Annotated in this window: 11 protein-coding genes and 1 riboswitch; of the genes, 5 read left to right on the top strand and 6 right to left on the bottom strand. The window is 37.4% G+C overall.

Translation table 11 applies throughout. The features are described 5' to 3' along the window. Positions 1 to 11 precede the first annotated feature (11 nt). Positions 12 to 124, bottom strand: a riboswitch (SAM riboswitch). Positions 125 to 210: 86 nt separating this feature from the next. Together BM361_RS05280 and metK are read right to left on the bottom strand one after the other, a co-directional pair. Further along, a complete protein-coding gene (locus tag BM361_RS05280; protein WP_038266436.1) occupies positions 211 to 1,482 on the bottom strand; it encodes an O-acetylhomoserine aminocarboxypropyltransferase/cysteine synthase family protein in 1,272 nt (423 codons plus the stop codon). 222 nt (positions 1,483 to 1,704) lie between these two features. After that, positions 1,705 to 2,961: a methionine adenosyltransferase gene (gene metK / locus BM361_RS05275; RefSeq protein ID WP_074977460.1), complete on the bottom strand. Its 1,257-nt coding sequence runs from the start codon at positions 2,959 to 2,961 to the stop codon at positions 1,705 to 1,707. Positions 2,962 to 3,326: 365 nt separating this feature from the next. Between metK and BM361_RS05270 the strand changes: the two genes are divergently transcribed. Further along, positions 3,327 to 3,944 (top strand): deoxynucleoside kinase, encoded by a 618-nt coding sequence (locus tag BM361_RS05270; protein ID WP_038266439.1) that lies wholly within the window; start codon positions 3,327 to 3,329, stop codon positions 3,942 to 3,944. A 227-nt stretch (positions 3,945 to 4,171) separates the two neighbouring features. Here the strand turns inward: BM361_RS05270 and BM361_RS05265 are convergent, their stop codons facing one another. The 4 genes from BM361_RS05265 to BM361_RS05250 form a co-directional block, all read right to left on the bottom strand. Continuing rightward, positions 4,172 to 6,613, bottom strand: coding sequence for a sodium-translocating pyrophosphatase (locus BM361_RS05265; protein WP_074977458.1), 2,442 nt, complete (start codon positions 6,611 to 6,613; stop codon positions 4,172 to 4,174). Positions 6,614 to 6,725: 112 nt separating this feature from the next. Beyond that, complete coding sequence (locus tag BM361_RS05260; protein ID WP_074977456.1) at positions 6,726 to 7,253, bottom strand: inorganic diphosphatase; 528 nt, start codon at positions 7,251 to 7,253, stop codon at positions 6,726 to 6,728. Between the two features lie 113 nt (positions 7,254 to 7,366). Beyond that, positions 7,367 to 9,859 (bottom strand): DUF5686 and carboxypeptidase-like regulatory domain-containing protein, encoded by a 2,493-nt coding sequence (locus tag BM361_RS05255; protein ID WP_074977454.1) that lies wholly within the window; start codon positions 9,857 to 9,859, stop codon positions 7,367 to 7,369. A 65-nt stretch (positions 9,860 to 9,924) separates the two neighbouring features. After that, positions 9,925 to 10,902 carry a pyruvate dehydrogenase complex E1 component subunit beta gene (locus tag BM361_RS05250; RefSeq protein WP_038266449.1) on the bottom strand — a complete coding sequence of 326 codons (978 nt, stop codon included), beginning with the start codon at positions 10,900 to 10,902 and terminating at the stop codon, positions 9,925 to 9,927. A 168-nt stretch (positions 10,903 to 11,070) separates the two neighbouring features. On the opposite strand from BM361_RS05250, the gene BM361_RS05245 reads away from it, so the two are divergent. The 4 genes from BM361_RS05245 to BM361_RS05230 all read left to right on the top strand — a co-directional run bounded on the left by BM361_RS05245 (position 11,071) and on the right by BM361_RS05230 (position 15,275). Then, complete coding sequence (locus tag BM361_RS05245) at positions 11,071 to 11,817, top strand: electron transfer flavoprotein subunit beta/FixA family protein (protein WP_074977452.1); 747 nt, start codon at positions 11,071 to 11,073, stop codon at positions 11,815 to 11,817. Between the two features lie 73 nt (positions 11,818 to 11,890). Further along, the gene (locus BM361_RS05240; RefSeq protein WP_074977450.1) at positions 11,891 to 12,859 is read left to right on the top strand and encodes an electron transfer flavoprotein subunit alpha/FixB family protein; all 969 of its coding nucleotides are present in this window, start codon (positions 11,891 to 11,893) and stop codon (positions 12,857 to 12,859) included. Positions 12,860 to 12,947: 88 nt separating this feature from the next. After that, positions 12,948 to 13,571 carry a bifunctional nuclease family protein gene (locus tag BM361_RS05235; protein WP_074977448.1) on the top strand — a complete coding sequence of 208 codons (624 nt, stop codon included), beginning with the start codon at positions 12,948 to 12,950 and terminating at the stop codon, positions 13,569 to 13,571. A gap of 9 nt (positions 13,572 to 13,580) precedes the next feature. Continuing rightward, complete coding sequence (locus tag BM361_RS05230; protein ID WP_074977446.1) at positions 13,581 to 15,275, top strand: nucleoside transporter C-terminal domain-containing protein; 1,695 nt, start codon at positions 13,581 to 13,583, stop codon at positions 15,273 to 15,275. Positions 15,276 to 15,297 lie beyond the last annotated feature (22 nt).

The raw sequence follows: 15,297 nt of genomic DNA, 5'->3' as shown, positions 1-15,297 counted from the left end.
GAAAATTCTTATTGTTATCTATCCTCAAGTTGTAATTTGAGGTAGAATGCAGCACCTTCTCTGACAAGTCAAAGGGTTGCTAAGGTTTCTTTGGGTCTAATCCCTCCACCTTTCTTGATAACATTTCTCAGTAAGTCGTTGAACTTTTGAAATGCAAAGAAACGTATTATTCTTAAAATAGCCAATACATTAGTTATATTATTTGGTATATTATATATGAGCAAAGGCCTGTTCTAAATCTGCTTTAAGATCTTCAATATCTTCTAAGCCTACAGATATCCTTATTAAATCTAAAGTAACTCCTGTAGACTCTTGTTCTGACTCGTCCAACTGTTGGTGAGTTGTACTTGCCGGGTGGATAATTAAAGATTTTGCATCTCCGAAATTAGCTAACAAAGAAAATATCTTTACACCATCTACCACCTTCTTCGCAGATTCAAAACCTCCTTTTAAGCCAAAAGTCACGAGACCACTTTGCCCTTTAGGCAAATATTGATTTGCCAGTTCAAAATAAGAGCTAGACTTTAATCCCGGGTAATTAACCCATTCCACTTTTTCATGCTTTTGCAACCATTCACTTAACTCCAAAGCATTTTCACTATGTTTTTTAACCCTAATTTCGAGGGTTTCCAATCCTTGCAAAGTCTGAAAAGCATTATATGGACTTAAGGTGGTTCCATAATCTCTCAATCCTTCTATCCTGACCTTAGCTATAAAAGCTGCTTCCTTTAAAACATCGTGATATACTAATCCGTGGTAACCTGGTGATGGCTCGGTGAATTCGGGAAATTTACCATTAGCCCAATTAAAATTCCCTGCATCGATAATAACCCCTCCTAAAGAAGTTCCATTCCCTGTTAGATATTTAGTAAGCGAGTGAATAACAATATTCGCTCCATATGCAATAGGATTCAGAAGATATGGGGTTGGCACGGTATTATCTACAATAAAAGGAACCTCAGCTTCCCGGGCCACCTCTCCTATAGCCTTTAAATCCAGAACGTCCAATTTTGGATTCCCTAAGGATTCAGCAAACACCACCCTTGTATTATCTGCGATGGCTTTTCTGAAATTTTCCGGGTCAGAGGGATCTACAAAGGATGTATTTATACCTAATCTAGGCAATGTTACGTTTAAAAAATTATAAGTTCCGCCATACAGGCTATTTGAAGCCACAATATGGTCTCCTGCTTTTAATATACTAAGTAAAGCTGTAAATGTGGCGGCAGTACCCGAAGAGGTTACCACTGCACCTATTCCGCCTTCCAAAGCAGCTAAACGCTTTTCAAGAACATCATTAGTCGGATTATTTAAACGGGTATAAATAAACCCTGGTTCCGATAGGTTGAACAAATTAGCTGCATGATCTGTATCCTTAAAAACATATGATGTTGTTTGATAAATTGGCACTGCTCTTGACGTGCGGTTCTCATTTACATCGTATCCTGCATGTAATGAATTGGTTGAAAATCTTGTACTCATTTTATTTGAATTAATTATTATTATACAAAAAAAAAGCCCTTGCAAAAGCAAGGGCCTGAACTATTGTTATATCTAGAAATCACATAACAGTCACCCTTGCGGAAAACTTCCACATCATCATTGGCATCATGTTAATTATTGATTTCATTTGAAATTTCTTTTGACTAAAATTAATATTAATAAATTTAATTCCGGCTACTTACACAAAAACAGCCATTAATGTTATAAACCAAAAACCTTTTTAATTTGATCTACATGATCTAATTTCTCCCAGGTAAATAACTCAACTTCTTTTTCTATACGCCCATTATAAGGTGATTCAAAAACCTTTTTAACGGTTTTAGGCTCTTTCCCTAAGTGACCATATGCTGCCGTTTCGAAATAGATAGGATTTCTCAATTTTAATCGTTCTTCTATTGCATATGGCCTCATATCAAAAAGCTCCTTTACCTTTTGAGCAATTTCCCCATCATTTAGATCCACTTTAGCCGTGCCATAGGTGTTTATAAAAATTGATGTTGGCTCCACCACCCCAATAGCATAACTCACTTGAACCAATACTTCATCTGCAACTCCTGCGGCTACCAGATTTTTTGCTATATGACGTGAGGCATAAGCTGCACTTCTGTCTACTTTACTTGGATCCTTACCGCTAAAGGCTCCTCCTCCATGTGCTCCCTTACCACCATAGGTGTCAACAATTATCTTTCTTCCCGTAAGCCCTGTATCACCATGTGGCCCACCAATAACAAATTTACCGGTCGGATTGATGTGATATTTTATATCATCATTAAATAACTTCTGAAGGCCTTCCGGTAATAAGCCTACCACTCTTGGAATTAAAATATTTACGATATCGTTCTTTATGACAGCTAACATCTTTTCATCATCTTGATCAAAAGCATCGTGCTGGGTTGAAACTACGATTGTATCTATTCGCTGTGGAACATTATCGTCGGAATACTCAATCGTCACCTGTGCTTTGGCATCAGGACGTAAATAGGTGATTTCGTTATTCTCGCGTCTCAACTTAGCAAGTTCCTGAAGGATCTTATGTGAAATATCTAATGCCAATGGCATGTAATTCTCAGTTTCATTTGTAGCATAACCGAACATCATCCCCTGATCTCCAGCCCCTTGCTCTTCTTTAGAAGCCCTGTCTACACCTTGATTAATATCTTGAGATTGTTCATGTATTAGAGAAATAACCCCACAAGAATCACCACTAAACTGATACTCTCCTTTAGTGTAACCAATACCATTAATCACTTCGCGTGTAATACTTTGAAGGTCCAAATAAGTATCACTTTTAACTTCTCCTGCCAGAACTACCTGTCCAGTTGTAACCAAAGTTTCACATGCCACCTTACTCTCAGCATCAAATGCTAAGAAATTATCGAGTAATGCATCACTTATTTGATCAGCTATTTTATCCGGGTGTCCTTCACTTACAGATTCGGATGTAAATAAATACGCCATAATGTTACATTTAAAAATTATCGATGGAATCGACGATGCATAAATACTGAAGAAGTTTCTAAACCGATACTATTTTTCGGAAGTAACTGCTTTAGCATTTTTTTTTGAGGTTGCAATCAGTCAAATCCTTCCTCGTTTCCTAATCGACTGCAAATGTAACGATTTGTATTTAACTGAAAAACAAACTTCTGATTTTTTGAAAATTTGATATAAAAAAACAATGGTAAAACCAAGAATATCAACGCCCTATCATTCTTTCTTATAATGTTCTTAAAAGATTTTTTCGGCTAATGGGGATATCTTGTATATTTACGTGACGAATAAAATTCAAAGGATTTTTATCGAAGTAATTAAAAACAAATAAGATGCATGTTGCTATTGCCGGAAATATAGGTGCTGGAAAAACTACGTTAACGAAATTGTTAGCAAAACACTTCAAATGGGACCCTCATTTCGAAGATGTGGTAGACAACCCATACCTTGATGACTTTTACACTAAAATGGAGCGTTGGAGTTTTAACCTTCAAATCTACTTTTTGAATAGCCGTTTTCGTCAAGTACTTCAAATAAGAGAAAGTGGGAAAAAAGTGATTCAGGACCGAACTATTTATGAAGACGCACATATTTTTGCCCCTAACCTGCATGCAATGGGTCTAATGACTAACCGGGATTATAAAAACTACAAAGAACTTTTTGAATTGATGGAAAGTTTAGTGCAACCACCGGATTTGTTAATCTATCTCAGAAGTTCGATACCCAACCTTGTCAGTCAAATCCATAATCGTGGGAGAGAGTTTGAAAACTCGATTTCTATAGACTATCTCAGTAGATTAAATGAAAGATATGAGGCATGGGTTCATGGATATGACAGAGGCAAACTTCTTGTAATTGATGTAGACAACGTAAACTTCGTAGACAACCCGGAAGACCTGGGAAATATCATAAATAGAATAGATGCAGAATTGCATGGATTATTTGAGTAAAAAATAAAGGACTAAAAATATCATTATTCTAATCATACTTTTAGTCCTTTAACTACCCCAAATCTTTTCGGACAATCCAATATATTATATTAACATTCATATTGGTATACCCTATCTCAAATATAGCAATTATATAATTGATTATCAATAAAATAACACAATTAAATACAAAAAGAACCATACGTTAATATGGTTCTTTTAAGTTCTTTTGGTTTGTGTTAACGAAATTATAATTTCTCTTTTATTTTCACCTTACCATTGTCTAGTTCTTTTAGCTTGGCTTCCACTTCACTATTTGTACCTTCAATAATCTCCTCCTCAGTTACCGTTTCACCATCTTTGGTTAATGAAGTTTTTATGACCGCTTTAGCCATACCATCTTCGCCCTTTGTTATTTCGACCCTAACGATCTTACTTTCCTCGGCAGTATTTAAACTGTTATCTTCATTAACAGTAACTACTATTTCTTTTGCTTCGGATGTCATAGCCGCAGCATCATCTCCTACCACTGCAATACTTGGAGCTATTACCAGTGCCGCCACAGACATTAATTTAAGTAAAATATTAAGAGAAGGACCGGAAGTATCTTTAAAGGGATCTCCAACTGTATCTCCTACTACAGCTGCCTTATGAGGTTCTGATCCTTTTTGATAGGTCTCCCCTTGTATATCTACTCCACCTTCAAACATTTTTTTAGCGTTATCCCACGCACCTCCGGCATTTGATTGAAAGATTGCCATCAAAACACCTGTAACCGTTACTCCTGCAAGTAATCCACCTAACATTTCAGCTCCTCCAACAAATCCTACCAGTACAGGGGTAAATACAGCCAATACACCTGGCAATACCATTTCTTTAATAGATGCTTTGGTAGAAATCTCCACACATTTCTGATATTCGGCCACACCGTCCGCTTTATCGAATACTTTCTTATCTTCTTCAGTTGCCTTAGACATATCACCATCATATTTTTTCATTATGGCCAATGCATCTTTTAAGGCAGGTATATCATTAAACTGTCTTCTTACTTCCTGAATCATAGACATCGCAGCTTTACCTACGGCACCCATTGATAGTGCCGAAAAAACAAATGGCAACATTCCTCCAACAAACAATCCAGCCATAACGGTGGACTGAGATATATCAATACTCGAAATCTTGGCTTGCTGCATAAAAGCGGAGAATAATGCCAAGGCTGTTAATGCTGCAGAAGCAATGGCAAAACCTTTTCCTATTGCAGCCGTAGTATTACCTACCGCATCTAATTTATCAGTACGTTCACGAACTTCAGCTGGCAACTCAGCCATTTCTGCAATCCCCCCCGCGTTGTCAGATATAGGGCCATAGGCATCAACAGCAAGCTGTATACCTGTATTCGATAACATACCGACTGCAGCAATAGCAATACCATAGAGTCCGGCAAAATGAAATGACAAGATAATAGCTGCTGCTATCAATAGGATTGGTACAGCGGTAGACATCATTCCTACTCCAAGACCAGCAATGATATTCGTCGCGGCACCAGTTACAGACTGATCTACTATTCCTTTAACAGGTTTAGTTCCGGTACCAGTATAATATTCAGTAATTTTACCCACACCCAAGCCGGCAACAAGTCCAACAATAGTTGCGATAAACACACCGATCGAGTTAAAATCCTTCCCATTAAAAGACCATGTTTCAGGCAAAAGCGTTGTGATTAACAAATAAGAAACCACAATCATAATACCAGCGGATAAAAATTCTCCGACATTCAAAGCTTTTTGCGGATCACCTCCCTCTTTAACCTTAACAAAAAAGGTTCCAATTACAGATACTATGATCCCTGAAGCGGCTAGAGCTAGTGGCAGGTAGACTGCCCCAAGTCTAAAGTCCGAAAATTCAGCAATCCCAAAATAAGCACCTCCTAAAACCATCGCGGCTATAATAGACCCAACAAAAGATTCAAATAAATCTGCACCCATCCCAGCGACATCACCAACATTATCACCAACATTATCCGCAATAGTTGCCGGATTAAGCGGATGATCTTCTGGAATTCCTGCTTCCACTTTACCAACAAGATCTGCACCAACATCGGCTGCCTTGGTGTAAATACCACCACCCACACGTGCAAAAAGCGCTATTGATGAAGCTCCAAGGGAGAATCCAGAAATTACATTTAAAACCAAAGTCAATCCATTACCATTATCTATTGAATATATATTACCAAAAATCAGAAAAAGGACACTTAAACCTATAACACCTAACGAAACCACTCCAAGCCCCATTACTGCTCCTCCTGAAAAAGCCACCTCGAGGGCTTTGTTTAAGGAACTTCTAGCTGCATTGGTAGTTCTAACATTTGCCTTTGTGGCTATTTTCATTCCTATATAACCTGCCAGGGCTGATAAAAAGGCCCCAACTACGAATGAAACTGCAACAAGCGGTGTTGAATCTACATCCGATTGTCCTTTAAAAAATAAAAGTACTGCTACCGCCAGTACAAATATTGCTAAAACCTTATATTCCGCTTTTAGGAATGCCATGGCACCATCAGAAATGTTTTTCGCAATTCTCGCCATTTTTTCGGTCCCTACTTCTTGTTTAGAAACCCAGGATGATTTGAGGGTCATAAAGAGCAAGCCTAAAACCCCGGCCAGCGGTAAAAAGTAAATAAGTTTTTCCATGAAATTTAAGTATTGGTTATTGTTATTTTCACTAAAAATAGGAAAATAAAGGAGATAAAAAAAAGCACCTCCAAATTGGAAGTGCTTTTTATATATTTGATTCTTAAGAGTTTTATACTACAAAATCTCCTGCTTCTTTATGAATACTCTCTTCATACCTGTCAATACACTTGTCAATAATAGCCCAAGCCTCATTAACATCACCCCATCCTTCGACATCAACTTTTTTATGTTCCAGATCCTTATATACCTGAAAAAAATGTTCAATTTCTTTCACAAGGTGTGGATTAATATCACTTAAATCATCTAGTTTATTCCATACCGGATCTGAAATTGGAACACAAATAACCTTTTCATCAGGTCCTTTTTCATCTGCCATATGGAAAACACCCAAAGGTTTTACCTCTATTACACAACCAGGGAATGTAGGCTCTGTAAGTAAAACTAAAACATCCAGAGGATCTCCGTCTAAGGCTAAAGTTCTAGGAATAAACCCATAATCGGCAGGATAATGCATTGAAGAAAAGATCATACGATCGTAACGAATCTTCTTCAATTCAAAATCGTATTCGTATTTATTTCTACTTCCTTTAGGAATTTCTACTAAAACATCAAATGATTTCAATTTTGCTGCACTCATTGCTCTATATCTATTTAAGGCGTGCAAAGGTAGCGCATCCTCCTATAATTCACAACTAATACTATTGTTAAGTTATTGTTTAATTAATGATTTAACCCAAAAATAAACCTTTATTAAAATTCAAATCCGAAAGAACCTGTAACACTAAATCTTCGTGCATCTGGTAAATCAAAATAGTTTCCTCTGAAGTTAAAATCGATACGAAAAACCTTAAATATATTGCCTACACCGAATGAGTACTCCCAATAAATCTTGTCATTAGGGGCTATCAAAGGTATATTTGCAGGAGCATTCAATAATTTGTTTTCTTCTGACAAATCTCCCCAAACACCACGAACACCTACTAACTCTCTAAGATTCAAATCTCGAAGCAAAGGTATCCTTGAGAATATACGTCCATTGAAATTGTGTTCCAAATGCACAGAGGTGTAGGTATCAGTAACAAACTCATAAAAATTAAGATTAGGAAAGGTATTAAAAATAGAGAAGTATGTTTGATTCCCCGGCACAACATCCAACAGGCTCAAAGGAACCTCTCCAAACACCTTCCCTGCTTCAAAAATGGTCTGAAGTCGACCGAAACCTCCAATCATCCATGGTTTTCTGTAATAAAACTGAACCTTCTCATAATTAAAATCACTATCCAAAATTCCCTTAACCCCCAATGAATAATTAACGAATAAATGTGCATAGTCATCGTTTTGGTCTCTACGTTCCACTCCATAGCCAATGGTTTCCCTTCCGGGCTGATAATCTAAAGTCAGATATGTCTCAAACTGCCTTGTAACATCTGACACACCTTCGGGTGCATCAAGATCGATATAACTCAAACTAAAATCTTCCGGAAGTGCCGATCTCATAGTTCTGAAAGAACTTCCTCCTCGTAATTTTAAATTTTTAAAAATCTCAAACTCCAAACCTGCAGTGGTAAGATTTATATTAGTGAGTTTATCATTAGCCCCGGCCGTAAATAAAGCAGAGGAGGCAAAACTTCTACCTAAAACATCGTTTGTATTGGTCAAGTTAACACCTATCTGTTCTACATCGCGTCTCGTACCCGCAGAAAGTATGATCCTGTTTTTTCTATCGATTAGCCATTTGGCAGAAATACCATATTTAAACTTTCTATCATTCAATCCATAGGCAGTATATCCCTGAAGCCTAAACTGATCGTTTGCAGTTTTATAAGTGCGCCCACCAACCCGAACACGTATACCTTCTGCGGGGTTATACCCATATGTAGAATAAAGCGGCCCATAATCGAAATTAAGCTTGTCAAATTCAAAATAACCAGATGCCAAAACCTCAGCTGCCTTATAAAGCTGCTTGAATTTTGGCACTGTAGTCAAGGTATCAAGCATTTTATAAATACCCTTTTCATCTTCATTCAAAACTTCGAGTCTGTTATTTTCCCAAAATTCATCTGCTCTATCGTAAACAAGAGGATTGAACGGATCTATTTTCTTATCGTAAAAACTTTTGGGTTTTTCATCGTCAAACACATGATTATCATAAACGGTTGTCCTCCTTCCATAAACTCCTCTTGATTTTTCTTTTTTGTTGATACTAAAATCTGTCAACATGTAATCACGTTTGAGCAAAAACACAGAATCGTTTACAACCTCGTATTCTTGTTCTATATACATTTCCTTTACCCAGTTGATATTAGCGCTTTTTGTAGCTTGCATATCAATCTCTTTCACAGCGTAAGTAGTATCATTCACCCAAAACTGACCTTTAAAGGTTAGTTCATTTTTTCTTCTGGGGTAATAAATAATTTTATAGCACCATTTGTTTCCTAGATAAGCACTGTCTGCCAACACATAATTATATGTATCTACACCTGTTTTGGATAGCGGACTTACGAAGCTCTTATCAAATAACTGGAGATAGTTATCGTAAATATTATATTCAGAATAAAGGTCATTAACATAGGCAATTATAGTTTGATTGGTATTAAACCCTGAATTCTTATTACCTAACAACTCTTCTTTCTCCTTTTTAAGCTTGTTATCACCATAAACCTTATAAAATGATTCATTGATGAACATTGGCAGATAGGTTTTACCTGTAACACTCGATGTATCGGTATGGTCAAAAATAAACTCCATCCCCTTAAAAAGCTTACTTTTAATAACAGAGGAGTCAATGGTATTTAAATCGAACTCAATTTTCTCATATTTATCGTATGCATACTGATCAAATTTGTAGAGTCCATTCTCCCGCTTTTTGGCCCATATTTTCTTTAAGATCTCTACAGCGGGGTTATTCTTTTTAGATTGCTTCCCGACATACAGAACTACTTCATCGAGCTGCTCCCCTTCCACTAAGGTAACACTCAGGTTATAATTTATTGATTTGGTAAGTTCAATTTCCTGAGGTGTATACCCCAATAAAGAAACCACCAACACCTTGTATCGTGTATCTGATTCCAAATAAAACCTTCCATTATCGTTGGTGATAGTTCCCTCCGTAGAGTTTTTAAACATCACGTTAGCAAATGCAATAGGATTGTCATTTTCATCTACGACAATCCCCTCTACCTTAGTTTGCGACCAGGCAGAAAAAGAGAGCATAAATACGATCAGGGTAAATAACTTTTTCATAAACAAAAAAAACTCCACCAAGCGAAGATAGCCTAGTGAAGTTTTATAACGAAAAATTTAAGAATTTATTTATACAAAACCTTTTTAACAGCTTTGATAACATCATTTGAATTTGGCAACCACTCTTCTAATAACACCGGCGAATATGGAGCTGGTGTATCAGCGGTATTTAATTTTATGATAGGCGCATCTAAAAAGTCAAAAGCCTTTTCCTGAACGATATATGTAATCTCTGTGGCTACATTTCCAAAAGGCCAGGCCTCTTCCAACACAACAAGACGATTTGTCTTTTTAACAGAATTAAGGATCGTATCATGATCTAAGGGACGTACAGTTCTCAAATCTATAATTTCACAACTGATTCCTTCTTTTTCTAATTCATCCGCAGCGATGTAAGCTTCTTTAATTATTTTACCAAAAGAAACAATAGTTACATCACTACCCTCTCTTTTAATATCTGCCACACCAATTGGCAGGGTGTATTCTCCTTCCGGCACCTCTCCTTTATCCCCATACATTTGCTCAGACTCCATAAAAATAACCGGATCGTCATCTCTGATAGCTGACTTCAACAAACCTTTGGCATCATAAGGATTAGAAGGAACAACCACCTTAAGTCCCGGGCAATTAGCATACCAACTTTCAAATGCCTGAGAGTGGGTAGCAGCCAACTGACCAGCTGAAGCTGTAGGTCCTCGAAAAACGATAGGAATATTGAACTGACCTCCTGACATCTGACGCATTTTAGCCGCATTGTTAATGATTTGATCAATCCCTACCAAAGAAAAGTTAAAGGTCATAAACTCAACTATTGGTCTTAACCCGTTCATTGCTGAACCTACACCAATACCTGCAAAACCCAATTCAGCGATTGGGGTATCAATAACTCTTTTGGCACCAAATTCATCAAGCATCCCTTTAGAGGCTTTGTAAGCACCATTATATTCAGCAACTTCCTCACCCATTAAATATATGGACTCATCGCGACGCATTTCTTCGCTCATTGCCTCCGCAATGGCTTGTCTAAATTGAATTGTTCTCATGAATATCTCTTATTACCTTAATTCGTATTCAAAACGGATAGCAAAAATAGCAATTATGTATGAAGTACATCAACATCTTTTTGTGAAATATTTACTATGCACGCATAGCATATTGTGAAAAATATCAGTATCTTCGTAGCACTCTAATTAAAACAAAACATCTAGAATATGAAAATATTAGTGTGCATCAGTCACGTACCGGATACTACATCCAAAATTAATTTTACTGAGGACAACACGAAATTTGACACCAATGGTGTTCAATTTGTCATCAATCCAAATGATGAATTCGGATTAACTAGAGCCATTTGGTTTAAAGAAAAACAGGGCGCTTCTGTTACTGTGGTTAATGTTGGCGGTTCAGAAACTGAACCAACATTAAGAAAAGCATTAGCTATAGGTGCCGACGAAGCCATTAGAGTAAACGCCGAAGCTACCGATGGTTTCTTTGTAGCCAAACAACTTGCAAAAGTTGTTGAAGATGGAGATTTCGACCTAATAATTGCCGGTAGAGAATCTATCGACTACAATGGAGGTATGGTACCAGGCATGCTAGCTTCTTTAACCAATGCAAATTTTATTAACACTTGTATTGGACTGGAGGTTAATGGAGACACTGCAACAGCTACCCGCGAAATTGATGGTGGAAAAGAAACTCTTAAAACTAGCTTACCCCTTGTAATTGGCGCCCAAAAAGGGCTTGTTGAAGAAAGTGATCTTCGCATTCCTAATATGAGAGGGATCATGATGGCCAGAAAAAAACAGTTAACTGTATTAGAACCTGTTGAAGCGAATCAGGAAACTAAAGCTGTTCAATTTGAAAAACCTGCTCCTAAAGGCGAGGTGAAACTTATTTCACCAGACAATGTGGATGAATTGGTTAACCTATTACACAATGAAGCTAAAGTAATTTAATTCTATTATTTAGCTTCCATTTAAAACTAGTTAAAAACATCTTGTTGACACCAACAAGCAAACATAAAAACATATGTCAGTTTTAATATATACCGAATCTGAAAACGGAAAATTTAAAAAAATAGCCTTTGAAACTGCTTCTTACGCCAAAGAGGTAGCTGAAAAACTTGGATCCACCGTTACAGCAGTGGCCATAAATGTTGATGACACTTCTGAACTATCGAAGTATGGTGTAGACAAAGTACTTTCTGTTAAAAACGAAAAGCTATCCAACTTCAATGTTAAAGCTTATGCCGATGTCTTGCAACAAGCTGCAACCAAAGAAGAAGCAAAGGTGGTTATTCTTAACTCCAGTGCAAATGACAAGTATTTAGCACCTGTACTGGCCATTAGCCTAAATGCAGGATATGCGTCTAACGTGGTTGCTCTTCCGGAAAGCACCTCTCCTTTTAAGGTTAAGCGTACAGCATTTACAAATAAAGCCTTTAATATTACCGAAATAACTTCGGATATTAAATTGATTGGACTCGCAAAAAACTCTTTTGGACTTAAGGAGCATGAGGGTGCTGCAACAGTAGATGCATTTGACCCAACATTGAATGAAGATGATTTCAGCATTAATGTTGAAGCTGTTGACAAAGCAACAGGGAAAGTCACCATCGCAGATGCCGAAATTGTTGTGTCTGGAGGACGAGGACTCAAAGGACCCGAAAACTGGGGAATGATTGAAGATTTGGCCGAAGTTCTTGGCGCAGCTACTGCTTGTTCTAAGCCAGTATCTGATATGGGATGGAGACCACATGAAGAACACGTTGGCCAAACTGGTAAACCAGTTGCTTCTAATCTTTACATTGCCGTGGGGATTTCGGGAGCTATTCAGCATTTAGCGGGAATTAATGCTTCTAAAGTCAAAGTTGTAATTAACAATGACCCAGAAGCTCCTTTCTTTAAAGCTGCCGACTATGGCATCGTTGGTGATGCTTTTGAAGTAGTTCCAGAACTCATTGAAAAATTGAAAGAATTTAAGGCTAATAACGCATAATTTTTACTAAATTGTGCCCCTCAAGGGCTGCCTGAATTAGGGGGAAATAGCCCAAATTCAGGCAGCCCTTGATATTTTATAGCGGTATATGAGTCTAGTTAAGCTTACAATAAAAGGAATTTCATACAGTCAGACACAGAATGGAGCTTATGCTCTGATTCTGAATGAAGTTGATGGCGAACGAAAACTGCCCATTGTTATAGGGGCCTTCGAAGCACAATCCATTGCTATAGCCCTGGAAAAAGAAATTAAACCGCCAAGACCGTTAACTCATGACCTTTTTAAAAATTTCGCTGACCGTTTTGAAATTGTAATTAAACAGGTTATCATCCACAAATTGGTAGATGGCGTTTTTTATTCCAGTATCATTTGCGAAAGAGATCAAATCGAAGAAATTATCGACGCACGCACTAGCGATGCTATTGCGCTGGCCTTAAGGTTTAACGCTCCAATATTCACTTATAAAAACATACTGGATAAAGCTGGAATTTACCTGAAATTCTCGTCTAAAGAAAAAGAAGAGGAAAAGGAGGAGAGTATTGTTGTTGATGAAATACTTTCCGGAGAAAGCAAACCAGCCAGTTCAGGTGAATCATACAAGAATCACACCTTAAAAGAACTTTACGACCTGTTAGATAGCGCTGTTGCCAATGAAGACTACGAAAAGGCAGCAAAGATCAGAGATGAAATCTCTAAGCGCGAAAAGAAATAAGCTTCCACCATGAAGAAAATATTAATCTGTATAGCCATTTTATTTTCTGTTTTTGGCATAAAAGCTCAGGAAATTGAAAAGAATTGGCAATTTGAATCAATTACCAGTGCATCATCTGACATTCAGCTTTTTGATATTCATAAGGAAGACTCATTGAACCTTGGAGACGGGACCTTTAATTATTCTCTGAAAGCTCAAAACAATTTGACTGCCTCAGGTAATTACCTGCATCAAAACAAACTTTTGATCTTATATTACGAAAAACCAAATGACACTGTCAGAACCTTCAAAATTGACAATCTCACGGATTCCACCCTTGTTTTAAAAGAAAAAAACACCTTATATAAATTCACCAATAAAAAGAACAATCAACCTCTTGTTTCCAGCTCTATTTTACCAAGCGAAGGCTTTACCTTAAATGGATTTCTCAGAGGAGCTTTGGGGATGTTTGTATTAATATGTATTGCTTTTTTATTTAGCAGCAATCGAAGGTCCATCAATTGGAAAACGGTTTCTATCGGTCTCGCTTCTCAGTTACTTCTGGCGATAGGTGTACTCAAAGTGTCTTTTATTAAAAAAGCATTCGAATTTGTTGGACAGATATTTGTCTTAATATTAGACTTTACCAAGGCAGGCAGTGAATTTCTATTAGGCGACATGATGAATGTTGATAGTTTTGGGTTCATCTTTTTGTTTCAGGTATTACCCACAATCATATTCTTCTCTGCTTTAACTTCGGTACTATTCTATTTCGGAATTATTCAAATAGTGGTTCGCGGGATGGCCTGGGTTTTAACAAAACTACTGGGTATTTCTGGGGCGGAAAGTCTTTCTGTAGCAGGAAACATATTTCTTGGACAAACAGAAGCTCCATTAATGATTAAAGCGTATTTAGAAAGGATGACGCGATCGGAGATACTTTTAGTTATGGTCGGTGGAATGGCTACTGTTGCCGGAGGGGTACTAGCAGCATATATTGGATTTTTAGGTGGCGATGATCCTGCCCTAAGACTCGTTTATGCAAAGCACCTATTGGCTGCCTCTGTAATGGCTGCCCCCGGGGCTATTGTTGTATCTAAAATACTTTACCCGCAACAGGAAAAACCAAATACAGATGTAGAAGTTTCGTCAGATAAAATTGGTGCCAATGTATTGGATGCTATCGCTAACGGAACCACAGAAGGGTTAAAGTTAGCCGCCAATGTAGGGGCTATGCTTCTTGTATTTATAGCATTTATAGCAATGATCAATTATGTTTTGGGAAAAGTTGGCTCCTGGACTACGCTCAACTTATTACTTGCACAGCATACACCATATGAATCATTCTCTTTGGAATCGATTCTTGGATTTGTATTCGCACCGCTAATGTGGATCATTGGGGTCGCTAAAGAAGATATGATGCTCATGGGTCAATTATTGGGTATTAAACTTGCGGCTAGTGAATTTGTAGGCTATGTTCAGCTTGCTGAACTTAAAAGCGCTACATCATCACTGCATTTCACATATAACAAATCCATTATAATGGCAACCTATATGCTATGTGGATTCGCAAATTTTGCATCCATAGGTATTCAAATAGGAGGTATCGGCTCTTTGGCTCCGGGTCAGCGTAAAACGCTTTCTGAATTTGGCATGAAGGCCGTTCTTGGAGGTACTTTAGCCTCTCTGCTATCGGCAACAATTGCGGGTATGATCATTGGGTAAAATAAGTTAATAACCTTTTAAT

Source organism: Zhouia amylolytica (genome assembly GCF_900116365.1).
In the GTDB taxonomy this organism is placed as follows: domain Bacteria; phylum Bacteroidota; class Bacteroidia; order Flavobacteriales; family Flavobacteriaceae; genus Zhouia; species Zhouia amylolytica.
The sequence above is the reverse complement of the archived record's forward strand: the minus strand, read 5'-3'. Positions and strand labels throughout refer to the sequence as shown.